Here is a 25308-nt window from a genome sequence, read left to right on the forward strand (position 1 = left end):
CCATCCCTACGTCCGTTTCTGACGCAACACTGCTTCATAACGACATCATCGACAAGAGGCCCCCGCTTCAGGAGATCATCAGATGGCGCGTTTCCAACCCACCCAGACCGTCAACGCCAGCCGCTACATCATCGTGCCGTGCGAAGCCGATGGGTCGTCCGACCTCGCCGTGATCTGGGACCGTCTGGAGGAACAGGTGGTCGACGTCATCTCGGCCGCCGCCAGCAGCCGCTATTCGGACGAGGACATGCTGTGGGACGAAGGCCGCGCCGGCGACATGGCCCCCGAATGGCGGATGGCCGCCTGACCTCAGGCCGCCTTGGGCTTGGTCCAGCGGTCGATCATGCGCTGGGCCGGTTGCTCGACCAGTCGGTGAGCCGCCACGGCGACCGCGACGACGAAGCCGAACATGGCGACGGCGAACAGGTCGTTCAGCCAGACAGAGCCGAAGTCGATGCGACGAACGTGGACACGGTCCAGCTTCCTGGCCACGATCATCATCACGGTTAGGATGAACATGTGGACCATGTAGATGGCGAACGACCATCGTCCCAGGGTGACCAGAGCTGGATGGTCCAGCACGCGTGACAGCGCCCCCTCCTCGCCGGCGAAGACCCAGATCAGCGCCACGAAGATCAAGGTGACGGCCACAGTGACCGGCCCCTGAGCATAGCCGATGAAGACGCAGGCGGCGACGATGGCCGCGATCTCCAACAGCGTTGCGGGGCCGCCCTTGAGGCGCGGAATGCGGGTCCAGAGCCCCTGCAGCAGGCAGCCCAGGAAGAAGCCATAGACCGCGCGCGGCACGGCGAAGTCATAGGTCGTATTCATCCAGCGCCGCGCGTAGCTGAGCACCAGGACGCCGCCGATGATCGCCAGCACCAGCCCGATCCAGCGGAACCGCTTTGGCGCAATCAGCACCAGACCCGCGAAGATCAGATAGCAGGCCCATTCTGCGCTGAGCGTCCACGATGGCCCGTTCCAGGTCAGATAGGGATGCACATGCCAGGCCTGGATCAGCGCCAGATTGGTGAAGATCGCCTCGATCGACCGATCCCGCGTGAACGGCGGCGCGCTGTCGAAATGCAAGATCAGCCGCGCCAGCTCCAGCCCGATGAAGGCCGCCAGTATCAGCAGATGCAGCGGCCAGATCCGCCCGAAGCGTCGCACCATGAACCGCCCGGCGTCGCGTCCCGACTGCAGTCGGTTCGCATAGGCATGGGCGATGACGAAGCCCGACAGGACGAAGAAATAGTCGACGAACAGATAGGAATGATGAATGAAACCCCAGTCGCGCCAATGACTTGCGACCGGCATGTGGAACATCACCACAAGGATGGCGCACACACCCCGCAGGGAGTCCAAAGCCTCAAAACGGCGATGGGCGGCAGGAAGAGGTTCGGACAATGTGTTCACGGACGCGTGATAGCGCCGGTCAAGGTTGCGCGATAGGGGTCTGACGAGACTTCAGTCCGCCCCGGCTTTGAGCGCACGAACAGCGCGACCGCAAAGGTCGCGCAGAACCGCCTGATCGACATCTTCCAAACGCGAAATATAGAGGCAGCCAACGCCGGTTTTCACCTTGCCCAAGCGGGCAATAAGCTCGGCACGTTCAGGGAAATCCCCAGCGACATAAAGCACCAGGTTGGCTTTTCGCGGCGAGAAGCTGATCAGCGGCCAGCCGCCCTTGGGGCCGCCGTCATTGCCGAACCCGATGATGGACGATCCCCAGAGCACGGCCGGTTCACCCGTGATCTGAGCCATCACTGCGGAGAGGGCATGAGCATCAGACCGTCGGCGTGGGTCGTCGATCGCAGACAGGAAGGCATCGACAGAGGCGTCTGTGGGGCCGGTTTTGGGCGTGCTGGCCATGGCTCAAAGACCCTTCACGATCCCTTCGACCATCTTCTTGGCGTCGGCGAACAGCATCATGGTGTTGTCGCGGAAGAAGAGTTCGTTCTCGACCCCGGCATAGCCCGAGCCCATGCCGCGCTTGATGAACAGGACGGTGCCGGCTTTTTCCACATCCAGGATCGGCATGCCGTAGATGGCGCTGGTCGGGTCGGTCTTGGCGGCGGGATTGGTCACGTCGTTGGCACCGATGACGAAGGCGACGTCGGCGGTGGCGAACTCGGCGTTGATGTCCTCCAGCTCGAACACCTCGTCATAGGGCACGTTGGCCTCGGCCAGCAGGACGTTCATATGGCCCGGCATCCGGCCCGCGACGGGGTGGATGGCGTATTTCACCTCGACCCCCTCCTCCTTCAGCTTGTAGACCATTTCGCGAAGGGCGTGCTGGGCCTGGGCCACCGCCATGCCATAGCCCGGCACGATGATGACCTTGGAGGCGTTCTTCATGATGAAGGCGGCGTCCTCGGCCGAGCCCTGTTTAACCGGCCGCGTCTCCTTGGCGCCGCCGGGCCCGGCCGCCGCATCGCCGCCGCCGCCAAACCCGCCCAGGATGACGCTGATGAAGCTGCGATTCATGCCCTTGCACATGATGTAGCTGAGGATCGCGCCCGACGATCCGACCAATGCCCCGGTGATGATCAGGGCGATATTCTCCAGCGTGAAGCCCAGCGCCGCCGCCGCCCAGCCGGAATAGGAGTTCAGCATCGACACGACGACCGGCATGTCGGCGCCGCCGATGGGAATGATCAGGGTCGCGCCCAAAACGAGGGCGATCAGGAAGACGCCCCAGAAGGCCCAGGTCGCCGCGCCATTCGTGCCGATCAGAATGCCGATCAGGAAGACCAGCGCCAGGGCCAGGCCGACATTGACCAGATGCCGCGCGGGCAGGATGATCGGCGCCCCGCTCATGTTTCCATTCAGCTTGGCGAAGGCGATGACCGAGCCTGTGAAGGTGATGGCCCCGATGGCGACGCCGAGGCTGAGTTCGATGATCGACAGCGTCTTGATGCCGTTTCCGTCGTCGGACAGGATTCCAAAGGCCTCGGGCGCATAGATGGCGCCGATGGCGACCAGACAGGCGGCCATGCCGACCAGGCTGTGGAAGGCGGCGACCAGTTGCGGCATGTCGGTCATCGCCACACGCTTGGCGATCAGGGCGCCGGCGCCGCCGCCGACGATGACGCCGCCCGCGATCAGGGCCAGGGTCACGGTATCCAGCGCGCCCGTCGCGCCCAGCGTCAGCAGGGTCACGCCGATGGCCAGCGCCATGCCGACCATGCCGAAGGTGTTGCCCTGACGGCTGGTCTCGGGGCTGGACAGCCCCCGCAGCGACAGGATGAACAGGACGCCCGAAACCAGATAGGCCAGTGCGGCCAGCGATGCGTTCATCACGCCCCTCCCCTCAAGACGTGCGGGCCAACCGCCACAGGGCGGCGGCGATGAACAGCGGGCCGATGAAGAACAGGGCCCATTCGAAGACGCCCAGCGGCCGGTCCTGCGTCACCACGCGAACCAGAATGGCCGAAAAGACCAGGGCGATGCCGCAGTCATGCAGCCGCTGGCGCTTGATCGGAGTCTTGGCCCCGAACCAGCCGTACAGCCACAGGCCGAAACCGATGCCGGTCGCGACCCAGGACCCGGTGATGGCGATCTGCGCGGCGTCGGTCATTTCGGACGCCTGGCAAAAGGCGTCAAGGTGCGGCGTCGAATGGCGTAAAAGCCAGTTACAGCAAATACCGCAGCAGCGACGGCCATCAGACCTGCGTAGAGCCAATCGCGATCTCTCACGCCTTCGATCGCCCGCCAGGCCCAAAGCCCGGTTACGGTCGGAAACAAGAGAATGCCGACGACAATCTCCACGGTGGATCGCACGGCTTTGGACAAGCGACCGCTAAAAATCACTAACGCGATCACTAAAGCTATGACGACGGCCCCGATCGCCGTCACGACCGCGTCCATCGGCAAACCGTTCACTTTGCCCCCTTCGGAGCGATGGGCCGCTCCTTCTTCTTGTACATGGCCAGCATACGTCGGGTGACCATGAAGCCGCCGAAGATGTTGACGCTGGCCAAGGTGACGGCGAGCACGCCGGCGCCCTTGGCGATCCAGGCGCTGGGGCCGGTTGCGTCACCGGACACGGCCGCCGCCGCGATCAGGCCGCCGACGATGATGACGCTGGAAATGGCGTTGGTCACAGCCATCAGCGGCGTATGCAGGGCCGGCGTCACGCTCCAGACGACATAATAGCCGACGAAGATCGCCAGTACGAAGATGGCCAGGCGGAAGACGGTGGGATCGACGTGTTCCATGTCAGGTTTTCTGCTCCAATCGAGCATCGATGCTGATGAGAAGTCTCAGGACTCCCCCGTTGATGACGCTGCCGAAAAAGATCGGCCCGACTTTGGTAAGCGCCCTGCCGAATGCTGCGCCGGACTGGTCCTGCACGAATGCAAACATCAGCAGAAACAGGCAGAAGACAGCTCCGCCGAAAATCACGATCAAGGAAAAAATCGACAGAGCATTACGAAGGCCAGACCCGATCATCCCCGCACCTCCTCATGCACCACGGCCCCGCCGTCTGTGACTACCGCCGCCTTCAGGATCTCGTCTTCGAGATCGACAGCCAGACCGCCGTCCTTGATCAATAGGCCGACGAAGGCGATCAGATTGCGGGCATAGAGGGCGCTGGCGTCGGCGGCGATGCGGCCGGGCAGGTTCGACCAGCCGACGATGGTGACGCCGTTCGCGGTGGTCACGACCTCGTTCAGCTTGGAGCCCTCGACATTGCCGCCCGCCTCAACCGCCAGATCGATGATGACCGAGCCGGGTTTCATGGAGGCGACATGGCCGGCGGTCAGCAGCACCGGGGCGGCGCGGCCGGGGATCAGGGCCGTGGTGATGACCACGTCCTGTTTGACCACATGGCTGGCGGTCAGTTCGGCCTGTTTGGCCTGATACTCTGCCGACATGGGCTTGGCGTAGCCGCCGGCGGTCTGGGCGTTCTTGAACTCCTCGTCCTCGACGGCCAGGAATTTGGCGCCCAGGCTTTCGACCTGTTCCTTGGTCGCGGGACGGACGTCGGTGGCGGTGACGACGGCGCCCAGGCGACGCGCGGTGGCGATGGCTTGCAAGCCCGCGACGCCCACCCCCATGATGAAGACCTTTGCGGCGGCGACCGTGCCGGCCGCCGTCATCATCATTGGGAAGCCCTTGCCATAGGCGTAAGCCGCCTCGATCACCGCGCGGTATCCCGCAAGGTTCGCCTGGGACGACAAGACGTCCATGACCTGGGCGCGGGTGATGCGGGGCACGAACTCCATGGCGAAGGCGGTGGCGTTGGCCCCGGCCAGGGCGTCGACGGTCGCCTTATCCCGATAAGCGTCCAGCATGGCGACCACGATTGCGCCGGGCTTCAGCGCGCTGGTTTCCTGGGCCGTGGGGCCGCGCACCTTCAGCACGATGTCGGCGCCGTCCAGCACGGCGCGGGTGTCCGGCTTCACCGTCGCTCCGGCGGCGGCATAGTCGGCGTCGGGAATGGAGGAGCCCAGGCCGGTCCCGGCCTCGACCGTGACGGTCGCCCCCAGGGCGATCAGCTTCTTGACCGTCTCAGGCGTGACGGCGCAGCGCGTCTCGCCTTCGCGACGTTCACGGGTGACGGCGATAGCGACGGCCAAGCGAATCCCCTCGTTCTTTTCGTTGAACGAAGGTTAGGCCGTTCCGGCGCAAGCCGTCAAAGCACGGTTATGCCAAAGCTTGGCGAGGGCGCGTGATTTCAGACCGCCCGAGGGCGATCCCAAGCAAGCCTCAGTGCGCGGCGCCCGGCTTGGACTTCAGCGCCACGAATCCGACGCCGCCCAAAACAACCGCGCCGATGACGGCGGCCATGAAGCTGCCACCCGGGTGGAACCACAGGGTCAGGAACAGCAGCAGCACGGCGATGGCCAGGCTGCCCCACTTGGCCAGGTTCAGGAACAGGCGGTAGGTCGAGACCTGTTCGCGCACTTCCATATGGCCGTGCAGATAGGCTTGCGCATCGGCGTCGGCAGGTGCGTTGGCGGTGTCGTGCAGGTCGGCCATTCGTGGAATCCCCTCGTCGTTATCGCGGACTTACACTGAGGCGACCGCCCCGCTCAAGCCCGCAGTCATGCCCTGGTCAGGCCAGCGCCTCGAACTGATCGACCAGCCGCTCCAGCCTCTGACAGCCGACGCTCCAGAAGGCCGGGTCGCGCGGGTCCAGACCGAACGGCTTCAACGCCTCGACGTAGGTCCGCGATCCGCCGCCGGCCAGAAGCTCGCGATAAAGCGGCGTGAAGCCGGCCGGATCGTTGCGACGCGCCTCCATCAGCGCCGCTACCAGCAGGTCGCCGAACGCGTAGGCGTACACATAGAAGGGCGAATGGACGAAGTGGCTGACATAGGCCCACCAGTGTTCATAGCCGGAGTTCAGCTTGACCGACGGCCCCAGGGAGGCGCCCATTTCCTCAAGCCACAGCTGGTTGATCCGCTGTTGCGACACCTCGCCCTGCAGGCGCTCGTCGTGGAAGCGGGTCTCGAACCGGTGGAAGGCGATCTGGCGCACGACGGTGTTCAGACCATCCTCGATCCGCCCGGCCAGCAAGCCGCGCTGCTCGGCCTTCGGCGCGGTCGCCAGCAGACGATCAAACGTCAGCCCCTCGGCGAAGATCGACGCCGTCTCGGCCAGGGTCAGGGGCGTGTCGGCCAGAAGCGTGCCCTGATCGGCCGCAAGGGTCTGGTGGACGCCATGACCCAGCTCATGCGCCAGGGTCAGGACATCGCGCCGCTCGCCCATCCAGTTCAGGAAGACATAGGGGTGACGGTCGGCGGTGACGGGATGGGCATAGGCGCCTGACTGTTTGCCCGGCCGCGCCCGACCGTCGATCCACGGCTTATCAAAGAAGCCGCCGGCTCGGTCGGCGAAATCGCCGCCCAGGTCCGAGAAACTGTCTAACACGATCTCGCGCCCCTGGGTCCAGGTGAAGGCGCGCGGGGCGGTCGTTTCGATAGGCGCGTTGCGGTCCCAGTGGTCCAGGCGCGCCTTGCCCATCGCCTTGGCCTTCAGCGCATAATAGCGGTGCGACAGGCGCGGATAGGCGGCGGCGACCGCCTCGGCCATCGCATCCACGGCCTCGCCATCCACCTCGTTGCCCAGGTGACGGCTGTCGGCGGGACGTTTGAAACCGCGCCAGCGATCCTCCATCGCCTTGTCGGCGGCGACGGTGTTCAGCACCAGGGCCAAGGTCGGGGCGCGGGCGGCCAGCGCCTCTGACAGACCCTCGGCGGCGGCCTTGCGGCGCGCGGGTTTGGCGTCCGACAGGCGGTTCAGCGCCTCGGCCAGCGTCAGTTCCTCGTAGCCCGCCTTTGCGCGCAGGGCGGCCAGTTGCTCATCAAACAGGCGCGGCCATTGGGCCGTGATCGGGCCGCGCTCGGCGATGAAGGTCTCCAGTTCGGCCGACAGCTCATGCGGCTTCATCGCCCGGACCCGCCGCAGCCAAGGCCGCCAGCGCGCCGCGCCCGCATGGGCGATCAGCGCCGCTTCCAGCGCCGCATCGTCGATCTGGTTGATTTCCAGCGTCAGCCAGACGGTCGGGGTGGCGATGGCGGTGATCTTCTCGCGCACATCGGCCTCGAATCCTTGCGCCGTCGCATCGTCGCGCGCGGTCGAGGCCGACAGGAAGGCGTAGGCGCCCAGCGCGCCCAGCACATCGGACGCCTGCTCATAAAGCTGGATCGCGCGGTCCAGCGCCTCGCCCAGCGCCTGCGCGTCCTGATCCGCCGCCAGCCGCCCCTTCAGCCCGTTCAACGCCTCGACCAGACCGCGCGCCCGTTCCAGGTCGGCGGACACCTTGGCGTCGTCACGCGACGAATAGAGGTCGGTCAGGTCCCACAGCGGGGCTTCGGTATTGGGCGTCTTGAAGGGAGCGTTCATGCCCCTGTTCTGGGGATGCGCGGCGACGGCCGCAACCGCCCCTTACGCTTTCTCGACGTCACGGCCCGTGCAATCCTGCCTTTCGGAGACGCGCGAATGACCGAAACCCTGCAGCATGACACCGGCCGGACGGGCCTTGGCGGGGCCTCGGCCCTGTTTGCGATTCGGCTGGCGACGGGTCTGGTTCAGGGGCTGGCGCTCTATCTGCTGTATCTGGCGGCCGACAGCCGCGTCTGGCCCGAAACCCAGCCGATGGTGTTCGGCGCCCTGGCCCTGGCGGCCGGCTATGTGCCGGTGGTGGTTCTCGCCGGCGTCGGTCGGGTCAAAGCGCTGGCCCTAATCCTGTGGGCCGCGGCCGCAGCCGGCGTGCTGGCCCTGCTGGGCGCCCACGATGTCGCTCGTCAGGTGCTGAAGCCGCATGAGCAGGCGCCGTTCCTGAGTTTCCCCGTGCTGGCCTCTAGCGCGGCGGCTCTGTTTATCGCCCACCATCTGATCGTGCCGGCGATCCGTGAACGACGCTGGATCGTCGACTATCCCGACTATTTCGACATCGCCTGGAAGGCGGGGGTGCAACTGGCCCTGTCGCTGGGCTTCACCGGCGCCTTCTGGATCCTGCTGCATCTGGGCGCGGCCCTGTTCAAGATGATCGGCCTCGGCTTCCTGCAACAGCTGCTCAGCGAGGCGTGGTTCGCCATTCCGGTCACGGCCCTGGTCTTCGCCACCGCCGTCCAGCTGACCGATGTGCGCGACGGCCTGATCCGGGGCGTGCGGACCGTGGCCCTGATGCTGCTGTCCTGGCTGCTGCTGGTGATCACGGTTCTCGTCGGCGGGTTCCTTCTGGCCCTGCCCTTCACCGGCTTGGACGGGCTATGGGAAACGCGCAGCGCGACTGCCCTGGTGCTGTCGGCCGCCGCCGCCCTGATCGTGCTGATCAACACGGCCTATCAGGATGGGCGCGCCGACAATCTGCCGCCGGTCGTTCTGCGATACGGCGTGCGGGCCGCGTCCGTCCTGATCGCGCCGCTGATCGTTCTGGCCGCCTGGGGCCTGGGCTTGCGGATCGGCCAGCACGGCCTGACGCCCGATCGGATCATCGCCGTCGCCTGCACGCTGGTCGGCGCTGTCTATGGCGCGGGCTATCTGCTGGCGGCCGTAAAACCGGGCGGCTGGATGAAGCCGCTGGAGCGGACCAATGTCGTCGCGGCGGTCCTGTCGGTTCTGGTCATCCTGGCCCTGTTCAGCCCGCTGGCGGATCCCGCCCGCCTCTCGGTTCAGGATCAGGTCGCACGGTTGCAGCGTGGGGCGGTGTCCGCTGACACGTTCGATTATGATTTCCTGAGGTTTGAGAGCGGCAAGGCCGGCGAGACGGCGCTGAGACGTCTGGCCGCCTCAACCGATCTACGCATCGCGCGAAACGCCCGCGCCGCCCAGGCCCGCCCGTGGCCATCCGGCGATACGGCGCAAGGACTGCAAGAGCGCAAGGCCGCCATCCGCCTGAAGGCCGCCGATGGCCAATCCGTGCCCGCCAGCTTCGTCGATCAGTTGGACGCGCAGGTCGATGTGCTGTTCAGCTGCAATGCAGAAGCCCCCTGTGTCGTGCGATCGACGGACCTGAATGGCGACACACGAACCGATCTGCTCGTCGCTACGGCTCGCGAAATCGTCGCCTTCGATCAGGACGCGCAGGGCCAGTGGCGCGTGACGGGTCGATACGGCTTCACCTGCGGGCGCAACGCTGAGCGGATGAACGAGGGCCTGTCGAAGGGCGTCGCGAGGGCGCCGGCCGCCCTTCCCGACTTGGTTGTCGACGGCCAGAGATTGCGCGCCATCCCAGAGGTGCGATGCGACCCGACAGAGCCGCGTTAACGGGACGCTCACCACGCCGTGTCACCCGATTTTCACCTCACCACCCTAGGAATCGTCCCGAAACGATCCATCCGTGACGGGTTGGGCGATAGTACAAGGGATTTTCATGGCCAAGACCATCCTGGTCGTTGACGACGATCCGACCCAGCGCCGGCTGATCCAGGCCGTGCTGGAGCGGGACGGCAACGCCGTGGTCCATGCCGCCAGCGGCGGCGAGGCCATCGACCGGATGACGCGCGGCGGCGGGGCCGACCTGATCCTGCTGGACATGGTCATGCCCGAGATGTCGGGGCTGGAATGCCTGGCCGAACTGCGTAGCGCCGGGATCAATGAGCCGGTGATCGTCCTGACGGCCAACGGCGGCATCGACATGGTGGTCAAGGCCATGCAGGCCGGAGCCCAGGACTTCTTCGTCAAGCCGGTGGGCCCGGAACGCCTGCTGGTCGGCGTGCGGAACGCCATGCAGATGAAGCGCCTGACCGCCGAGGTCGGGCGCCTGACCAAGCGCGTTCAGGGCCGCACAAGCTTCGACGATATCGTGGGCGACAGCCCCCCCATGCGCATGGTCAAGGCGCTGGGCGCCCGGGCCGCCAAATCCTCGATCCCCGTCCTGATCACCGGCGAGAGCGGCGTCGGCAAGGAGGTCATCGCCCGCGCCCTGCATGGCGCCAGCGACCGGGCCGGCAAGCCCTTCGTCGCGGTCAACTGCGGGGCCCTGCCCGCCAATCTGATCGAGTCCATCCTGTTCGGGCATGAGAAGGGCGCCTTCACCGGCGCCGTGGACAAGACGCTGGGAAAGTTCCGCGAGGCGGACGGCGGCACCCTGTTCCTGGACGAGATCGGCGAACTGCCGCTGGACATGCAGGTCAAACTGCTGCGCGCGCTGCAAGAGGGCGAGATCGATCCCGTGGGCGGCAAACGCCCGGTGAAGATCGACGTGCGCATCGTCTCGGCGACCAATCGCGACCCGGCCCAGCAGGTCAAGGACGGCGCCTTCCGCGAGGACCTGTTCTACCGCCTGAACGTCTTCCCGATCGAGGCCCCGTCCCTGCGTGACCGGCGCGAGGACATCGCGCCCCTGGTCGATCACTTCATCGCCCGCTTCAACGCCGAGGAGGGCAAGCGGATCGCCGGATGCGCGCCCGAGACCCTGGCCCTTCTGCAAGGGTTCGACTGGCCCGGAAACGTGCGACAGCTGGAAAATGCGGTGTTCCGCGCCATCGTGCTGGCCGATGCGCCCTTCCTTCAGCCGCACGATTTCCCCGCGATTTCAGGCGTCGCCGCGCCCATGCCCGACGCCCAGCCCCTGCAGGTCGCCACAGCCGCCGGCGCCCAGACCGACGCCGCCGCGCAGGTCGATCAGCCGATCCGTATCCTGGACGAGCGCGGCCATCTGCGCACGCTCGAGGACATTGAACGCGACCTGATCCAGCACGCCATCGAGGTCTATGCCGGGCACATGAGCGAGATCGCGCGCCGCCTCGGCATCGGCCGCTCGACCCTGTATCGCAAGGTCCGCGAGCAGGGGCTGGAAGGTCAGCTGAAGGAAGCGGGTTGAGGGTTACGCGCCTGACTCCAAGCTTTTGAGAAACGCAGCCACACTCCCCCTCTCCGTCATCCTCGGGCTTGACCCGAGGATCAGGCGCCCAGCCGCATAGACTTGGGTAGAGATCGACCCACTCAGGGTTCGTCCGTTCGATCAGCTCCAGCTTCCAGACGCGATTCCAGCGTTTCAGCGCCTTCTCCCGCCGGATTGCGTTCGTGACCAGTTCGAACTGCTCGTACCAGACCAACATTCCGCACTCGTAACGACTGGCGAAACCTTCGAAAGCCCCGGTCCTGTGCTGATGGCCGCGTTCATAGAGATTCGACGTCATGCCGATGTAAATGACACCGTGCGGTCGCCTGGCTTGGATATAGGTGGCGATGAAAGGGCGGCGCTCGCTCATAAACGCTGAGTTGTGGACAGGCCGATCCTCGGGTCAAGCCCGAGGATGACGAACGGTTATGGCTCTTTTGTTTTCCTGCCCCACCGCCGTTTCGGCTCTACGCCATTGGCCTTGGCAGTGATCTCTTTCAGCTTGCGGCCCTGCATGGCCGAGAGGGCTTGACCCGGCGCGCCCTTTTCGGGGTCGGCGAAGGCGCGGCCGTGGGTCTTAACGCGCTCGCTGACCGAATCGATGAACTCGCCTTCCCATTCTGACAGGGAAACGCCCGCCTTCTCTGCAGAGCGGCGGGCGCGTTTCAAAGCGTTGAGCGCAGCGCGTTTGGCGGCTTCGCGCTGTTGCTCAAATGGACTCAGGGTGGGCTTCTTGGCGAAGCCATCGCCTTTCAAGCCGCCTGATCGCGACAGCCCGCCTCCTGGCTTGAAGGGGGTGCGCTTCAAGCCGGGTCAGCCTTAGATCTCGCCGAGCGCCGACAGGTAGAGGTCCAGGATGGCGTCCTCTTCCTGGCGCTTGGCCTTGTCCTGCTTCCTGATGCGGATGACCTTGCGCAGGATCTTGACGTCGTAGCCCTCGCCCTTGGCCTCGGCGAAGACCTCCTTCATGTCGGTCATGACGGCCTGTTTGTCCTCTTCGAGACGTTCCAGGCGCTCGATGATGGTGCGAAGGCGGCCCTGCGCCGTGGCGGTGAGAACGTCGGAACCACCGTCGAACGAGGCGTCGTCAGCCATGGGGAATACTCCAGAAATCAGGCGCGGACGCTAACCCTGCGAACAGGCGCGCGACAACCGCGAACACGAAAAAGGCCGCGGACAGAAATCCGCAGCCTGTGGATCGTCATCTTTCAAGCGCGCTATGGCCCTTTGGGCGGCTTGAGCGCGACCCAGCGTGCGCACGCCGCCGAAGCGGCGCGCAGCGAACGCTGCTTAGCCCTGCTTCGCCTTGAAGCGCGGGTCGGTCTTGTTGATGACGAAGACGACGCCCTTGCGACGCACGACCTTGCAGTCGCGGTGGCGGGTCTTCAGCGACTTGAGCGAGCTACGGACCTTCATGGTCGGACGTCCTGAAAGAAACCAATAAGAAAGCCGCTGACCCGGTCGGATCGCGGCGGAGGCGGTCGTATAGAGAGAGGGGTTCGGAAGGTCAAGCCGCCAAAGCCCAAAACCGCAGAAAACCCAGTCTCCGTCTGCCTGGCGAAACCTTATACTTCGCGTGCTCAAGCAGCCCGATGGGCGATAGCACACTTAGATAACTTTGGAGGCCTGACCTCCGAGTCGAACGGAGGGTTTACGGGGTTGCACGCCCGCCGCGTCGCCGCTCCGCCATCAGGCCGTCAGAGCTGGTGCGTCATTACGACACACACGTATAAGGCGTCCAATACAAAGGTGGTTAACAGCGCGCCTTACACCCGAGCGGGGAACGGCGAGGCAACGCATTCGCGCGGTGCGCGCTTTAGGGCGTCGAAATGGCCGTTCGCGCGGATGTCATTTCGTGTCTGACCCCGGGGGCTTTAGTTTGAATCTCATGCGCTTTTCCTACCGCCTTCTCCTGATCGGCTGCGTCTCGGCCTGCGCGCCCATGCTGCCCGAGCCGCAGGTGAATCTGCCGACACCGCAACCCCAGCCCCAGGCAGGCGCGCCGGTCACGACGCCGGCTCCCGCCCCCCAGACGCCGCCGTTGGCCGCCTATGACCAGCAGGGTTTCGAAGGCTGGAAGCAGGGCTTCCTGGCGCGCAAGGGCGGCGCCCGCCGCGCGGACTACGCCCGGGAACTGGAGGGTCTGACGCCCGATCCGACGGTTATCCGCCTGGATCGCAACCAGCCTGAATTCTCCAAACCCGCCGGCGCCTATGTTCAGAATGCAGTGACCCCGGTGCGAATCGCCCAGGCCAAACAGCGCATCGACCGGGTGCCGTGGTCGGTGGTTCAACGCTTCGGCGTGCCCAGCGAGATCCTGGTCGGCGTCTGGGCCCAGGAGAGCGCTTTCGGTCAGGTGCAGGGCGACTATGACGTGATCCGCTCGCTGGCGACCCTGGCCTATGATGGTCGCAGACGCGATTGGGCCGAGGGGCAGCTGAAGGACGCGCTGGACATCGTCGTGGACGGCCGGCGCGAGCGCGCGGGTCTGAAGGGCAGCTGGGCCGGGGCCATGGGCCAGACCCAGTTCATGCCTGACAACTATCTGCGCCTGGGCGTGGACCAGGACGGCGACGGCAAGGTCGATATCTGGCGCGACGACGCCGACGCCCTGGCGTCCGCCGCCAACCTGCTGGCCCAGGCCGGGTGGAAGCGCGGTCAGGGTTGGGGCTATGAAGTCACCCTGCCCTCCGGCTTCGACTATGCCGAGGCGGAAGGCCCGAAGCACAACTGGGCCTATTGGGCGGCCAAGGGCGTGCGCCTGGCGCAAGGCGGCACCCCGAACGGTGCCGAGGCGCTGGAAGAGGCGACCATCCTGCTGCCGCAGGGCGCGAACGGTCCGGCCTTCCTGGCCCTGCCGAACCACTATGTAATCCGCCGCTACAACAACTCGGTATCCTACGCCCTGGCGATCGGCCTGACGGCGGACGGGATCATGGGCAAGCCGGGGCTGACCAAGGCCTGGCCCAACGATCCGTCGATGACGCGCGATCAGCGTATCGGGGCGCAGCGCGCCCTGACCCAACTGGGTTACGACACCCAGGGCGTGGATGGAGTGATCGGCTCCAACACCCGCGCGGCCCTGCGTCGCTGGCAGATCGCCAACAACCGGATCGCCGACGGCTATCTGACTCCGGCGCTGGCGGACGAACTGATCCGCCGGACGAACTGAACCGCGTCTCCCGCCCCTCGCACCGCGATGGGCGGGCGTGGATTAGACCCTACCCCTTCACGCGCCAGGTTGCGCCGTCGGGGCCGTCCATGACGACGACGTTCAGGGCGTTCAGGCGGTCGCGGATGCGGTCGGCCTCGGGCCAGTCCTTTGCGGCGCGGGCCTTGGCGCGTTGGTCCAGCAGGGCCTCGACCTCGGCCTTCAGGGCGGGGTCGCCGCCCTCGAACCAGGCGTCCGGTGTCAGCGACAGAACGCCGAGCAGCCCGGCCGCTTCCTTCAGGCTCCAGCGCGCCATGGCGACATCGTTGATATCGGCCTCGGCGTCGTTGAGCAGCTCGCGCAGGGCGTTGCCCAGCCCGAACAGCTGTGCGATGGCGCCCGGCGTGTTGAGGTCATCCTCAAGCGCGTCCAGCACCGGATCCAGAGCGTTTTCGGCCAGCTCCATCTCAGCCTCGTCCAGCGTAGCCTCGTCGAAGTCGGTCAGGGCCGCATCGGCGTCGCGCAGGACGCCATACAGCCGATCCAGGTTCTTGCGGCTCTGCTCTAGCAGCCCCTGGTTCCAGTCCAGCGGCTGGCGGTAGTGGGCGCTGAGCAGAGCCCAGCGGACGACCTCGCCCGGCATGGCCTGCACCAGATCGTGCAGCAGCAGGACGTTGCCGATCGACTTGGACATCTTCTCGGCGTCCACGGTCAGAAAGCCGTTGTGCATCCAATAACGGGCGTATTCGTCATGCGCCTGATCGCCATGCGCATGGCCGTGGGCGCAGACGCCCTGGGCGATCTCGTTCTCATGGTGGGGAAAGACCAGGTCGATGCCGCCGCCGTGGATGTCGATGGGCAAGCCCAGGGTCTTTTCGATCATGGCCGAGCATTCGATGTGCCAGCCGGGACGCCCCTCGCCCCACGGCGACGGCCAGGACGGCTCGTCCGCCTTGGACGGCTTCCACAGAACGAAATCGTGCGGGTTCTTCTTATAGGGCGCCACCTCGACGCGGGCGCCGGCGATCATGTCGTCCAGGTTCCGACCCGACAGGGCGCCGTAGGCCTTATAGGACGAGACGTCGAACAGCACGTGGCCCTCGGCCGCATAGGCGCAGCCGGCGTCGACGATGGCCTGGATCTGATCGACGATGGCCGGGATGTAGTCGGTGACGTGGGGCGCGATATCGGGCGGCGAGACGTTCAGCAGGCCCATGTCGGCGAGGTAGGCGGCTTCATAGCGGGCCGTGACCTCGCCGATCGCCACGCCCTCGCGCGCGGCCTTCTGATTGATCTTGTCGTCCACGTCGGTGACGTTGCGGGCGTAGATCACGTGGTCGGCGCCATAGGTCCGGCGCAGCAGCCGCACCAGGACATCGAACACCACCGGCGGACGCGCATTGCCGATGTGGGCGTAGTCATAGACCGTGGGGCCGCAGACATAGAGGGTCACACGATCCTTGTTCCGGGGCTCGAACAGGCGCTTTTCACGGCGCAGGGTGTCGTGGATGTGCAGCGGCATGGATCAGTCTTTAGCGGGTTTTCTTGCGGGACGGACGGTCTGTCCCATATAGCGGCCTGATATACAGTCCCGACGGATTGTAGAAGGTAAACCGGGCGACCCGCCCGCCCCGGCCGGAAATCGAGTTCATGAGCGTCACCCCCGCCAAGCCCGTCCTCGTCAGCGACGAAACCGTGCAACGTCCGTCGCGCGAACAGGCGCTGGAGGCCGTGCGCACCCTGATCGCCTGGGCCGGCGACAATCCCAACCGTCCGGGCCTGATCGATACGCCCAAGCGGGTGGTGGACGCCTATGGCGAGTGGTTCGACGGCTATGACGCCGATGCGGGCAAGGAGCTGAGCCGCACCTTCGAGGACGTGACCGGCTATGACGACATGGTCATCCTGCGCGACATCGAGGTCGAGAGCCACTGCGAGCACCACCTGGCCCCGTTCCTGGGCAAGGCCTACGTCGCCTATCTGCCCGGTGAGAAGGTGGTCGGCATCTCCAAGCTGGCGCGGGTTGTCGAGATTTATGCGCGGCGCCTGCAGAACCAGGAAACCCTGACCAACGACATCATCGAGGCCATCGAATCGCACCTGCAGCCGCGCGGCGTGGCGGTGCTGGTGGACGCAGAGCATCAGTGCATGACCACGCGCGGCGTGCATCATCGGCACGTTTCGACCATCACGACCCGCTTCACCGGCGCCTTCAAGGACGATCCTGCCCTGGCGGACCGTTTTTTGAAGCTGGCCAAGGCCTGAAGGCCGAACCGTCGTCCCTCTGTCGTGTATAATTGACGTTCGGGAACGGCAGATCGTTTAGAACCGCTTTACAAGCCCGCATCGGGACGCCAAGAACCGATCAAGCCTTCGGGCGATCCATAGGGAAATGTCGGCGCGGAACGCAGCCGGCGAGTAACGGAGACGAGCATGGCTGCGAAGATCGGCGGTTCCGGTGGGGACAAGCACACGATCGAACAGACGGCGGATATCAACATCACGCCGTTCATCGACATTCTGCTGGTGCTCATGATCATCTTCATGGTCGCCGCGCCTATGGCGACCGTCTCGATCCGTCTGGACCTGCCGCCCGCTCAGCCGCCCACCAATCCGACCGAAGAGAAGGAGCCGGTGTACATCACCATCCAGGAAAACGGTCAGCTGTTCCTGTCGGACAAGCAAACCTCGATCGACAACCTGGCCACTGACGTTTGCACCGCCCTGGGCGGCGGCGCCTGCCAGGAAGAGCGCGTCTTCGTCCGCGCCCAGCCGGAAGTGAAGTACTCGCAGTTCATGGAAGTCATGAACAAGATGCAGGAGAACGGCTTCTTCAAGGTCGGCCTGCTGAACGAAGACATCGAATAGGACCTTCGTCCTTTCCAGGATTGGGGCCGCGTTCCGAAAGGGACGCGGCCTTTTTCTTTGCCGAAAGACTTGCCGGATCGATCGACTGCACCCTTGATGCCGCATCGATTGTTCGAGGAGTCCGCCCATGCGTCGCCGCACCTTCCTGTCCGCCCTGCCCGCCGGTGCGCTGGCGGCGACCGCAGCCCAGGCCCGGCAGGCCTCTCCCGCCGCCAGGCCGACCGAGGCGGCCCCTGCGCCGGCTCGCCCGGCCGACCCCTATGCCGGCGTCGGCATCGGCGACCGGATTTCGGGACCGAAGTTCATGGGGCGCTCGACCGTCTGGGGCGCGAACGGGGCGGCGGCGACGGCGCATCCGGCCGCCAGCCTGATCGGCATAGACACCCTAAGACGCGGCGGATCGGCCATCGACGCGGCCATCGCCATCAATGCGGCCCTGGGCTTCCTGGAGCCGGTCGCCAACGGCATCGGCGGCGACGCCTATTGCATGTTGTGGGACCCGAAACAGAAGAAGGTCGTCGGTTTGAACGGCTCGGGCGCCAGTCCCCGGGGACTCAGCCTGGAGATCGCGCGATCCAAGGCCATCGACGGCTATCTGCCCCGCTATGGCGCGGTGACGGTCAATGTGCCGGGCACGGTGGACGCTTGGTGGAGCGCGCACCAGCGCTATGGGAAACTGCCGTGGAAAGAGGTGCTGCTGCCCGTCGCTGAACTGTGCGAACAGGGCGTGCCCGTGCCCCAGGTCATCGCCTACTATCTGGAACGCAACATGGCTGCGTTTGATCGGGGCCAGATCCCGATCGAGGAAAACGAGAACCGAAAGCGCATCTGGGCCGCCGGCGGCTCAACGCCCAAGGTGGGAGAGATTTTCGCCAATCCCTATCTGGGCAAGACCCTGCGGATGATCGCAGAGGGCGGCCGCGACGCCTTCTACAACGGTGCCATCGCCGATCAGATCGAGACCTATTTCAAACGGATCGGCGGCTGGATGACCCGCGCCGACCTGGCGGCCCATCACACCGAATGGGTTGAGCCGATCCGGACCAACTATCGCGGGGTCGATGTCTTCGGCCTGGGTCCGAACACGCAGGGGCTGAGCACCAACCAGATCCTGAACATCTGCGAACAATTCGACCTGAAATCCATGGGCTTCCAGTCCGCCGCCTCGCTGCACGTCCAAGCCGAGGCCAAGCGGCTGGCGTTCGAGGACCGGGCGCGCTGGTTCGCCGACGACCGATTCTCCAAGACGCCGGTCGAATGGCTGAACTCCAAGGCCTATGCGGCCGAGCGCGCCAAGCTGATCCGGCCCGATCGGGTCATGGACCGCGTCATGCCGGGTGACGCCCCGCACCACGGCGACACCACCTATTTCAGCGTCGCCGACGCCGACGGGATGATGGTCAGCTGGATTCAGTCCAACTATCGCGGCATGGGTTCGGGCCTGGCGCCCGACAACGGCTCCGAACCGCTGGGCTTCATGTTCCAGGACCGGGGCGAGCTGTTCGCCCTGAGCGACGGCCATCCCAACATCTATGCGCCCGGCAAGCGGCCGTTCCAGACCATCATCCCCGGTTTCGCGGTCAAGGACGGCGAGCCCTGGATGGCGTTCGGCGTCATGGGCGGCGCCATGCAGCCCCAGGGCCAGGCCCAGATCATCATCAACATGGTCGATTACGGGCTGGAGCCCCAGGCGGCGGGCGATGCCCCGCGCTGGCAGCACTATGGCTCGTCCGAACCGACCGGCCAGCCGCAGGAAGGAACCGGCGTGCTGCATCTGGAAAGCGGCGTGCCCGAGGCGACCAAGGCCCAGCTGCGCGCGATGGGCTGGAAGCTGGGTGAACCTGACGGCGGCTTCGGCGGCTATCAGAACGTCATGAAACAGATGAACCCCGGCGGACGCTGGACCTATGGCGCGGCGACCGAGATGCGCAAGGACGGGATCGCGCTGGCTTATTGAAGTCGGCCTACTGAGGTTGAGCGACCGATGACCCACGACGAGGTCCGCGCGCTTCTGCTGTCGTTTCCCGGCGTGGAGGACGGCGTGTCCTATGGCGAGCCGTCGTTCAAGGTAGCGGGCAAGTTCTTCACCTGGATGCGCCCGGCGCTGGACGACACCATCGTGGTGCATCTGGACAATCTGGATGAGCGCGAACTGCTGATCGAGATGGACCCGGCGACCTTTCACTTCACCGACCACTATCGTGATCATCCCATCGTCCTGGCGCGCATCGCCAGCGTCGATCCCGTCTGGCTGAGGGCGGCGCTTGAGAAGCGATGGCGTCGGATCGCGCCGAAAAAGCTGTCCAAGGCGCATCCAGACCTTATCGGAGCGGGGTCGGGCGCCTAACTACGCCCATCAAGCGGACACAGCCCAAGGAGCGCCCCATGGCCTATGGCGACCAACCCACGATCACCGTCGATGGTATCGAAATGCCCTTGCTCGGTTTCGGCACCTGGCAGCTGGAGCCGGACGATGCGCGGCGCATGGTCGCTGAGGCGCTGCGGATCGGATACCGCCACATCGATACGGCCTGGATCTACAAGAACGAGAAGGCGGTCGGCGAAGGCATCCGGGACTCCGGCGTGGCGCGCGAGGACATCTTCCTGACCACCAAGATCTGGGTCGAACATTTCACCCACGACGCCCTGCTGAAACAGGCCAGGGAATCGGCCGACAGCCTGGGCACGACGCCGGACCTGCTGCTGCTGCACTGGCCCAAGACGACGCCGACGTTCGAAGAGACGCTGGGCGCCCTGAACGAGGCCAAGGACCAAGGCCTGACCAAGTCGATCGGCCTGTCCAACTTCCCCTCCAAGGAATTCCGCCAGGCGCAGAGCCTGTCGAAGGCGCGGCTGCTGACCGATCAGGTCGAGCATCACCCCTATCTGGGCGTCGATCAGCTGGTGGCGACGGCGGCGGAGTTGGGGTCGTCGATCACCGCCTGGTCGCCGCTGGCGCAAGGCAAGATCGCCGACGACGCCACGATCAGCGAGATCGCCGGCGCGCACGGCAAGACGAACGGCCAGATCACCCTGCGCTGGCTGATCCAGCACGGGATTATCGCCATCCCGCGCACGACCAAAGAGAGCCGCGCGCGCGAGAACTTCGACATCTTCGACTTCGCCCTGACGGACGAAGAGATGCAGCGGATGGACGCGCTGGATCGCGGCGAACGACTGGGCGATTGGCTGGACCCGGCGTTCGAATGGGACAAGACTGCCGCCTGACCGACAAGGGAGGCGCCGGTGTTTCGCAAGCGGGACCAGCCCAGGCTGTGGCGTGCGACGTTCGCCGTCGTGGGCTGGACCGCGCTGGCGCTTCAATATCTGCTGATGATCGCGCCGGCCCAGGGCTGGACCGTGCTCGAACGGACGATCAACTACTTCAGCTTCTTCACCATCCTAACCAACATCTTGGTCGCCCTGGCCTTTACCGGGTCGCTGCTAGGTGAAGGATCGCGGCTGGCCCGATGGTCAGCCAGCGAAGGCGTCAGGGCGGCCGTCGCCATGTACATCGTCGTGGTCGGGGTGGTGTACCACTTCCTGCTGCATCCCTATTGGAACCCGACCGGCTGGTCCTTGGTGGTCAATCTGGTGCTGCACTACGTCATGCCCGCCGCCTTCGTGCTGGACTGGCTGTGGTTCAGCCCCAAGGGGCGGCTGCGCTGGATCGATCCGGCGAAGTGGCTGGCGTTTCCGCTCGTCTACGGCGGCTGGACCCTGGTTCATGGACTGGCGACGCGCTGGTGGCCCTATAGGTTCGTCAATGTGGATCAGCTGGGGCTGGTCAGGGTCGTGGTGATTTTCGGCGTGCTGCTGGTGTTTTTCCTGATCGTCGGGCTCGGCCCCGTCGGGCTTGACCGGCTGTTCGGTCGCGCGACGCGTGACAGAGGGGCCACTCCCGCCTAAGCGTCCCGACATGGCCTACAAATCCCTGCGTGACTTCATCAACCAGCTGGAAGCCAAGGGCGAGCTGGTGCGGGTGTCCGAACCCGTCTCCACCGTGCTGGAGATGACCGAGATCCAGACCCGGCTGCTGAGGAACGGCGGTCCGGCGGTGCTCTTCGAAAAGCCGGTCATGCCGGACGGCACGATCAGTCCCATCCCCTGCCTGGCCAATCTGTTCGGCACGGTGAAACGGGTCGCCATGGGGGTGACGCTGGAGGGCAAGGACCGGACGACGGCGGGCGAGTTGCGCGAGGTCGGGGAGCTTTTAGCCTTCCTGAGAAACCCGACGCCGCCGCGCGGGCTGGGCGACGCGATGGAGATGCTGCCGCTGATGCAGACCGTCCTGTCGATGCGACCCAAGACGGTGAAGAAGGCGCCGGTGCAGGAGGTGGTGCTGAAGGGCGATCAGATCGACCTGACCGCCCTGCCCGTCCAATCATGCTGGCCCGGCGAGCCGGCACCCTTGATCACCTGGGGCTTGGTCGTGACCAAGGGGCCGAGCGACGACCGCGAGGACGACTTCAACCTGGGCATCTACCGGATGCAGGTGCTGGGCAAGGACAAGGCCATCATGCGCTGGCTGGCGCACCGGGGCGGGGCGCAACACTATGCCCGGCACAAGAAGGCTCGGCCGAAGGAGCCCCTGCCCTGCGCCGTCGTGCTGGGAGCCGATCCGGGCACGATCCTGGCGGCAGTGACGCCGGTGCCGGATACCCTGTCGGAATATCAGTTCGCCGGCCTGATGCGGGGCGCCAAGGCCGAGCTTGTGCCTTGTAAGACCGTGCCGCTGATGGTCCCGGCCCAGGCCGAAATCGTGCTGGAGGGCCATGTCCTGCTGGACGAGTTCGAGGACGAGGGCCCGTACGGCGACCACACCGGCTATTACAACTCGGTCGAGAAGTTCCCGGTCTTCAAGGTCAGCGCCATCACCATGCGCCGCGACCCCATCTATCTGACCACCTTCACCGGCCGGCCGCCGGACGAGCCGAGCGTGCTGGGCGAGGCGCTGAACGAGGTGTTCATTCCCCTGCTGCGCCAGCAGTTTCCCGAGATCACGGACTTCTGGCTGCCGCCCGAGGGCTGCAGCTACCGGATCGCGGTGGTGTCGATGAAGAAGGCCTATCCGGGCCACGCCAAGCGGGTGATGCTGGGCGTCTGGAGCTATCTGCGCCAGTTCATGTACACCAAATGGGTCATCGTCGTGGACGACGACATCGACGCCCGCGACTGGAAGGACGTCATGTGGGCCATCTCGACCAAGATGGACCCGGCGCGCGACATCACCGTGATCGAGTCCACCCCCATCGACTATCTGGACTTCGCCAGCCCAGAGAGCGGGCTTGGCTCCAAGATCGGCCTGGACGCCACCGACAAATGGCCGCCCGAGACCAAGCGCGAATGGGGCGAGGAAATTCGCATGGACGAGGCGGTCGTCGAACGGGTCAACGACCTGTGGGATCGTCTCGGCCTGCCGGGTGACGGAACGCCGATCTGGAAATAAGCTTCGCTTTTGGTCACGCCGGGGGGCGATGTGAGCGCGTTCGAGTTCTTCTTCAGCTTTTACGGCCTGCTGCTGGGCCTGTCGGTGGCCGAACTGGTCGGCGGGTTCGCGCGGGTGCTGCATGAGAAGCAGCGGATTCGGTTCGGCTGGCTGACGCCGATGCTGGCCCTGTTCGTGGCCATCGACATCGCCACCTTCTGGAACCAGGCCTGGGTCATCTTCCGGGGCGCGCCGTTCAACACCTTCGTGCTGCTGATTTCATTGGCCATCGCCGCGACCTTCTATGTCGCCGCCAGCGTGACCTTCCCGCGCGTGTCGGCCGAAGGCGGCGATGATCGGATCGATCTGGACGACCATTTCTGGTCACATCGACGACTGGTGTTCGGCTGCATCCTGGCGGCCAATCTGATCGTGGCGGTGATCGTGATCATCCTGGCCCAGCTCAATCCCGGCTTCGCCAAGATCGCCGGCTCGGTGCGGTTGTGGGTCGGGGTCTCCATCTTCGTGATCGGCACCGCGACGGCGGCGTTTGCGCCATCGCGCCGGGTTGCGGTCGGCGCCCTGGTCGTCGTTTTGCTCTACAGTCTCTGGCAGATGGGGAACTCGGCGGCCCTGCTGCTCAAGGCCGGCGGTTGGGCGCCCGTCCTGGGCGGGGGCGGTTGAAACCTTGTCAGGGCGACGCAATCGGCTCACGAAAGGCCATGCAGTCCCCTCTTCTGGTTTCGGCGCTGGTCGCCGCCCTTGCCTGTAGCGTGAGCCCCGCCATGTCCCAAACGCTTCCCAACACCGCACCTTGGGATCAGGCCTTCCTGCCGCCCGCCCCCGCCTGGGACGGTGCGTCCAAGGCGCTGCTGCGCGATGCGTCTGATCCGTGGGTCACGGCGTTCGAGGCCGATCCGGGCCACGACTTCAGCCCCAACTATGTCGACACCCGCGCCTGGTTCGATCGTCTGGACGCCGCCAGCGATCTGATCCGCATGGAGCAGTTCGGCGTCTCGCCCGAGGGCCGACCCATCTATGCGGTTATCGCCTCCAAGGATGGCTCGACGTTCGATCCGGCCAAGCCGGTGCTGATGATCCAGGCGGGGATCCACCCCGGCGAGATCGACGGCAAGGACGCGGGCATGATGCTGCTGCGCGACATCGCCTTCTATGGAAAAGAGGCCCTGCTGGACCGGGTCAACCTGATCCTGATCCCGATCCTGAGCGTGGACGGCCATGAGCGTTCCGGCCCCTATTCCCGGCCCAACCAGCGCGGCCCCCGCATCCAGGGCTGGCGCAATACGGCGACCAACCAGAACCTGAACCGTGACTATCTGAAGCTGGACCAGCCCGAGATGCGGGCCGTGCGCGGCCTGATCCTGAAATACCGGCCGGACCTGTATGTGGACGTCCACGTCACCGACGGCATGGATTACCAGTACGATGTCACCTACGGCTTCAACGGCGAGGACGGGACCTTCAGCCGTTCGCCGAACGGCTCGGCTTGGCTGGATTCGGTGTTCAAGCCGGCGATGAACGCCGCGCTGCAACGCGAAGGCCATATCCCCGGCGAACTGGTGTTCGGCATCGACGACGATGAACCTAAGAAGGGCCTGTCGGACGGCGGCCTGGGCGAGCGGTTTTCCAACGGCTGGGGCGCGGCCGCCCATGTGCCGACGATCCTGATCGAGAACCACAGCCTGAAACCGCATGAGCAGCGGGTGCTGGGCACCTATGTCTTCATCGAGGAGGCGATGCGGCTGCTGGCCGATCAGGGCGCCGGTCTTCGCGCCGCGACGGATCAGGACAAGGCCCTGCGTCCTTCGCAGATCCCCGCCAACTTCGAGGCCGACGAGACGCCGTCGTCCACCCGGCCCTTCAAGGGCATGCTGTACGAAATGTATGACAGTCCCGCCTCGGGTCGGAAGGAAATCCGCTGGCTGGGCCAACCTGATCCCGACCTGTGGCAAATGCCCTTCTATGGCTCCAAGCCGACGCTGAGCCTGAAGCGGCCGACGGCCTACTGGGTGCCGGGCTATCGCACCGACATCATCGAGCGGCTGAAAACGCACGGGATCGAAATGGAGACGGTCGAGGCTGCGCGCACCGTGAACCTTTCGATGCTGCGCCTGGTCGAGCCCAAGCTGGCGACCCGCGCCAACGAAGGTCACGTGCAGGCTTCGGTGAAGACGGTGGAGGTCGAGAAGCGCGACTGGACGTATCCGACCGGCTCGGTGCGCGTGCCGACGGATCAGCCGCTGGGCGACATCGTCGTGCTGCTGCTGGAGCCGCAATCCAGCGAGAGCTTCTTCGCCTGGGGCATGTTCCCCGAGGTGATGAGCCGCGTCGAATATATCGAGGCCTACGCCATCGCCCCGCTTGCGGACAAGATGATGGCGGCGGACCCGGCGTTGAAGGCCGAGTTCGAGGCCAAGGTGGCCGCCGACGCCACGTTCGCCGCCGATCCGCAGGCGCGTCTGGCCTGGTTCTATGAACGCACGCCCTTCTATGACGACCACTATCTGCTCTACCCCGTCGGGCGCGAGGACTGATCG

At 65.5% G+C, this 25308-nt stretch carries 27 protein-coding genes and 1 pseudogene; 13 read left to right on the plus strand and 15 right to left on the minus strand.

The annotated features are described in order from the left end of the window. The first annotated feature begins 82 nt into the window (after nucleotides 1–82). Complete coding sequence (locus tag A4249_RS09055; protein ID WP_055755021.1) at nucleotides 83–307, plus strand: hypothetical protein; 225 nt, start codon at nucleotides 83–85, stop codon at nucleotides 305–307. Between the two features lie 2 nt (nucleotides 308–309). Here A4249_RS09055 and A4249_RS09060 read toward each other — a convergent pair whose 3' ends face one another. The 10 genes from A4249_RS09060 to A4249_RS09105 form a co-directional block, all read right to left on the minus strand. Continuing rightward, nucleotides 310–1317, minus strand: a complete 1008-nt coding sequence (locus A4249_RS09060; RefSeq protein ID WP_231868680.1) for an acyltransferase family protein — start codon at nucleotides 1315–1317, stop codon at nucleotides 310–312. 150 nt (nucleotides 1318–1467) lie between these two features. Further along, nucleotides 1468–1872, minus strand: a complete 405-nt coding sequence (locus A4249_RS09065) for a DUF1801 domain-containing protein (RefSeq protein WP_066552097.1) — start codon at nucleotides 1870–1872, stop codon at nucleotides 1468–1470. Nucleotides 1873–1875: 3 nt separating this feature from the next. Beyond that, nucleotides 1876–3300 carry an NAD(P)(+) transhydrogenase (Re/Si-specific) subunit beta gene (locus A4249_RS09070; RefSeq protein WP_066552098.1) on the minus strand — a complete coding sequence of 475 codons (1425 nt, stop codon included), beginning with the start codon at nucleotides 3298–3300 and terminating at the stop codon, nucleotides 1876–1878. Nucleotides 3301–3313: 13 nt separating this feature from the next. Continuing rightward, entirely contained in the window at nucleotides 3314–3580 is a 267-nt protein-coding gene (locus A4249_RS09075) for a hypothetical protein (protein WP_055755025.1), read from the minus strand. After that, entirely contained in the window at nucleotides 3577–3885 is a 309-nt protein-coding gene (locus tag A4249_RS09080; protein ID WP_066552100.1) for a hypothetical protein, read from the minus strand. Before A4249_RS09080 ends, A4249_RS09075 begins: the two co-directional genes overlap by 4 nt. Beyond that, on the minus strand, nucleotides 3882–4220 hold the full coding sequence (locus A4249_RS09085) for an NAD(P) transhydrogenase subunit alpha (protein WP_066552102.1): 339 nt from the start codon (nucleotides 4218–4220) through the stop codon (nucleotides 3882–3884). The genes A4249_RS09080 and A4249_RS09085 overlap by 4 nt, the downstream gene beginning before the upstream one ends. A gap of 1 nt (nucleotide 4221) precedes the next feature. Then, complete coding sequence (locus A4249_RS09090) at nucleotides 4222–4455, minus strand: hypothetical protein (RefSeq protein WP_055755027.1); 234 nt, start codon at nucleotides 4453–4455, stop codon at nucleotides 4222–4224. Next, nucleotides 4452–5585 carry a Re/Si-specific NAD(P)(+) transhydrogenase subunit alpha gene (locus tag A4249_RS09095; protein WP_066552104.1) on the minus strand — a complete coding sequence of 378 codons (1134 nt, stop codon included), beginning with the start codon at nucleotides 5583–5585 and terminating at the stop codon, nucleotides 4452–4454. Before A4249_RS09095 ends, A4249_RS09090 begins: the two co-directional genes overlap by 4 nt. 130 nt (nucleotides 5586–5715) lie before the next feature. Beyond that, complete coding sequence (locus tag A4249_RS09100) at nucleotides 5716–5988, minus strand: aa3-type cytochrome c oxidase subunit IV (RefSeq protein ID WP_017505952.1); 273 nt, start codon at nucleotides 5986–5988, stop codon at nucleotides 5716–5718. A 76-nt stretch (nucleotides 5989–6064) separates the two neighbouring features. Further along, complete coding sequence (locus A4249_RS09105) at nucleotides 6065–7858, minus strand: M3 family oligoendopeptidase (protein WP_066552106.1); 1794 nt, start codon at nucleotides 7856–7858, stop codon at nucleotides 6065–6067. A 96-nt stretch (nucleotides 7859–7954) separates the two neighbouring features. Between A4249_RS09105 and A4249_RS09110 the strand changes: the two genes are divergently transcribed. Further along, on the plus strand, nucleotides 7955–9724 hold the full coding sequence (locus tag A4249_RS09110; RefSeq protein WP_066554969.1) for a DUF4153 domain-containing protein: 1770 nt from the start codon (nucleotides 7955–7957) through the stop codon (nucleotides 9722–9724). 106 nt (nucleotides 9725–9830) lie between these two features. Further along, nucleotides 9831–11282, plus strand: coding sequence for a sigma-54-dependent transcriptional regulator (locus A4249_RS09115; protein ID WP_066552108.1), 1452 nt, complete (start codon nucleotides 9831–9833; stop codon nucleotides 11280–11282). A 214-nt stretch (nucleotides 11283–11496) separates the two neighbouring features. On the opposite strand, the pseudogene A4249_RS17110 reads toward A4249_RS09115, so the two are convergent. The 4 genes and pseudogenes from A4249_RS17110 to ykgO all read right to left on the minus strand — a co-directional run. After that, nucleotides 11497–11673, minus strand: a pseudogene (locus tag A4249_RS17110) (GIY-YIG nuclease family protein); the annotation flags it as partial. A 56-nt stretch (nucleotides 11674–11729) separates the two neighbouring features. Beyond that, complete coding sequence (locus A4249_RS09120; protein WP_066552110.1) at nucleotides 11730–12110, minus strand: hypothetical protein; 381 nt, start codon at nucleotides 12108–12110, stop codon at nucleotides 11730–11732. Nucleotides 12111–12122: 12 nt separating this feature from the next. Then, complete coding sequence (locus A4249_RS09125) at nucleotides 12123–12398, minus strand: DUF2312 domain-containing protein (RefSeq protein ID WP_017505946.1); 276 nt, start codon at nucleotides 12396–12398, stop codon at nucleotides 12123–12125. A gap of 195 nt (nucleotides 12399–12593) precedes the next feature. Next, on the minus strand, nucleotides 12594–12719 hold the full coding sequence (ykgO, locus tag A4249_RS09130) for a type B 50S ribosomal protein L36 (RefSeq protein WP_008263184.1): 126 nt from the start codon (nucleotides 12717–12719) through the stop codon (nucleotides 12594–12596). A gap of 472 nt (nucleotides 12720–13191) precedes the next feature. On the opposite strand from ykgO, the gene A4249_RS09135 reads away from it, so the two are divergent. Further along, entirely contained in the window at nucleotides 13192–14475 is a 1284-nt protein-coding gene (locus tag A4249_RS09135) for a lytic murein transglycosylase (protein ID WP_066552112.1), read from the plus strand. 49 nt (nucleotides 14476–14524) lie between these two features. Here the strand turns inward: A4249_RS09135 and cysS are convergent, their stop codons facing one another. Further along, nucleotides 14525–15976 (minus strand): cysteine--tRNA ligase, encoded by a 1452-nt coding sequence (gene cysS / locus A4249_RS09140; RefSeq protein WP_066552113.1) that lies wholly within the window; start codon nucleotides 15974–15976, stop codon nucleotides 14525–14527. A gap of 128 nt (nucleotides 15977–16104) precedes the next feature. On the opposite strand from cysS, the gene folE reads away from it, so the two are divergent. The 9 genes from folE (at nucleotide 16105) to A4249_RS09185 (ending at nucleotide 25305) form a co-directional block, all read left to right on the plus strand. Then, nucleotides 16105–16719, plus strand: a complete 615-nt coding sequence (gene folE / locus A4249_RS09145; RefSeq protein WP_066552114.1) for a GTP cyclohydrolase I FolE — start codon at nucleotides 16105–16107, stop codon at nucleotides 16717–16719. A gap of 168 nt (nucleotides 16720–16887) precedes the next feature. Next, nucleotides 16888–17322 (plus strand): biopolymer transporter ExbD, encoded by a 435-nt coding sequence (locus A4249_RS09150; RefSeq protein WP_055753310.1) that lies wholly within the window; start codon nucleotides 16888–16890, stop codon nucleotides 17320–17322. A 127-nt stretch (nucleotides 17323–17449) separates the two neighbouring features. Further along, the gene (locus tag A4249_RS09155) at nucleotides 17450–19279 is read left to right on the plus strand and encodes a gamma-glutamyltransferase family protein (RefSeq protein ID WP_066552115.1); all 1830 of its coding nucleotides are present in this window, start codon (nucleotides 17450–17452) and stop codon (nucleotides 19277–19279) included. A 27-nt stretch (nucleotides 19280–19306) separates the two neighbouring features. Further along, nucleotides 19307–19669: an MmcQ/YjbR family DNA-binding protein gene (locus tag A4249_RS09160; RefSeq protein ID WP_066552117.1), complete on the plus strand. Its 363-nt coding sequence runs from the start codon at nucleotides 19307–19309 to the stop codon at nucleotides 19667–19669. A gap of 38 nt (nucleotides 19670–19707) precedes the next feature. Beyond that, entirely contained in the window at nucleotides 19708–20550 is an 843-nt protein-coding gene (locus A4249_RS09165; protein WP_066552119.1) for an aldo/keto reductase, read from the plus strand. Nucleotides 20551–20568: 18 nt separating this feature from the next. Next, nucleotides 20569–21231 carry a Pr6Pr family membrane protein gene (locus tag A4249_RS09170; protein WP_066552121.1) on the plus strand — a complete coding sequence of 221 codons (663 nt, stop codon included), beginning with the start codon at nucleotides 20569–20571 and terminating at the stop codon, nucleotides 21229–21231. Nucleotides 21232–21241: 10 nt separating this feature from the next. Then, nucleotides 21242–22771, plus strand: a complete 1530-nt coding sequence (locus tag A4249_RS09175) for a UbiD family decarboxylase (protein ID WP_066552122.1) — start codon at nucleotides 21242–21244, stop codon at nucleotides 22769–22771. Between the two features lie 30 nt (nucleotides 22772–22801). After that, complete coding sequence (locus A4249_RS09180; protein WP_066554972.1) at nucleotides 22802–23434, plus strand: hypothetical protein; 633 nt, start codon at nucleotides 22802–22804, stop codon at nucleotides 23432–23434. Nucleotides 23435–23535: 101 nt separating this feature from the next. Next, the gene (locus A4249_RS09185; protein WP_197458367.1) at nucleotides 23536–25305 is read left to right on the plus strand and encodes a M14 family metallopeptidase; all 1770 of its coding nucleotides are present in this window, start codon (nucleotides 23536–23538) and stop codon (nucleotides 25303–25305) included. The last annotated feature ends 3 nt before the right edge of the window (nucleotides 25306–25308 follow it).

Origin of the sequence: Brevundimonas sp. GW460-12-10-14-LB2, from assembly GCF_001636925.1 — a bacterium.
Taxonomy (GTDB): domain Bacteria; phylum Pseudomonadota; class Alphaproteobacteria; order Caulobacterales; family Caulobacteraceae; genus Brevundimonas; species Brevundimonas vesicularis.

Excerpts from the sequence above, each read along its gene's own strand:
- A4249_RS09055 (WP_055755021.1), top strand. The coding sequence starts at position 83 with ATGGCGCGTTTCCAACCCACCCAGACCGTCAACGCCAGCCGCTACATC.
- A4249_RS09060 (WP_231868680.1), bottom strand. The coding sequence starts at position 1,317 with ATGCCGGTCGCAAGTCATTGGCGCGACTGGGGTTTCATTCATCATTCC.
- A4249_RS09065 (WP_066552097.1), bottom strand. The coding sequence starts at position 1,872 with ATGGCCAGCACGCCCAAAACCGGCCCCACAGACGCCTCTGTCGATGCC.
- A4249_RS09070 (WP_066552098.1), bottom strand. The coding sequence starts at position 3,300 with ATGAACGCATCGCTGGCCGCACTGGCCTATCTGGTTTCGGGCGTCCTG.
- A4249_RS09075 (WP_055755025.1), bottom strand. The coding sequence starts at position 3,580 with ATGACCGACGCCGCGCAGATCGCCATCACCGGGTCCTGGGTCGCGACC.
- A4249_RS09085 (WP_066552102.1), bottom strand. The coding sequence starts at position 4,220 with ATGGAACACGTCGATCCCACCGTCTTCCGCCTGGCCATCTTCGTACTG.
- A4249_RS09090 (WP_055755027.1), bottom strand. The coding sequence starts at position 4,455 with ATGATCGGGTCTGGCCTTCGTAATGCTCTGTCGATTTTTTCCTTGATC.
- A4249_RS09100 (WP_017505952.1), bottom strand. The coding sequence starts at position 5,988 with ATGGCCGACCTGCACGACACCGCCAACGCACCTGCCGACGCCGATGCG.
- A4249_RS09105 (WP_066552106.1), bottom strand. The coding sequence starts at position 7,858 with ATGAACGCTCCCTTCAAGACGCCCAATACCGAAGCCCCGCTGTGGGAC.
- A4249_RS09110 (WP_066554969.1), top strand. The coding sequence starts at position 7,955 with ATGACCGAAACCCTGCAGCATGACACCGGCCGGACGGGCCTTGGCGGG.
- A4249_RS09115 (WP_066552108.1), top strand. The coding sequence starts at position 9,831 with ATGGCCAAGACCATCCTGGTCGTTGACGACGATCCGACCCAGCGCCGG.
- A4249_RS09125 (WP_017505946.1), bottom strand. The coding sequence starts at position 12,398 with ATGGCTGACGACGCCTCGTTCGACGGTGGTTCCGACGTTCTCACCGCC.
- ykgO (WP_008263184.1), bottom strand. The coding sequence starts at position 12,719 with ATGAAGGTCCGTAGCTCGCTCAAGTCGCTGAAGACCCGCCACCGCGAC.
- A4249_RS09135 (WP_066552112.1), top strand. The coding sequence starts at position 13,192 with ATGCGCTTTTCCTACCGCCTTCTCCTGATCGGCTGCGTCTCGGCCTGC.
- cysS (WP_066552113.1), bottom strand. The coding sequence starts at position 15,976 with ATGCCGCTGCACATCCACGACACCCTGCGCCGTGAAAAGCGCCTGTTC.
- folE (WP_066552114.1), top strand. The coding sequence starts at position 16,105 with ATGAGCGTCACCCCCGCCAAGCCCGTCCTCGTCAGCGACGAAACCGTG.
- A4249_RS09150 (WP_055753310.1), top strand. The coding sequence starts at position 16,888 with ATGGCTGCGAAGATCGGCGGTTCCGGTGGGGACAAGCACACGATCGAA.
- A4249_RS09155 (WP_066552115.1), top strand. The coding sequence starts at position 17,450 with ATGCGTCGCCGCACCTTCCTGTCCGCCCTGCCCGCCGGTGCGCTGGCG.
- A4249_RS09160 (WP_066552117.1), top strand. The coding sequence starts at position 19,307 with ATGACCCACGACGAGGTCCGCGCGCTTCTGCTGTCGTTTCCCGGCGTG.
- A4249_RS09165 (WP_066552119.1), top strand. The coding sequence starts at position 19,708 with ATGGCCTATGGCGACCAACCCACGATCACCGTCGATGGTATCGAAATG.
- A4249_RS09175 (WP_066552122.1), top strand. The coding sequence starts at position 21,242 with ATGGCCTACAAATCCCTGCGTGACTTCATCAACCAGCTGGAAGCCAAG.
- A4249_RS09185 (WP_197458367.1), top strand. The coding sequence starts at position 23,536 with ATGTCCCAAACGCTTCCCAACACCGCACCTTGGGATCAGGCCTTCCTG.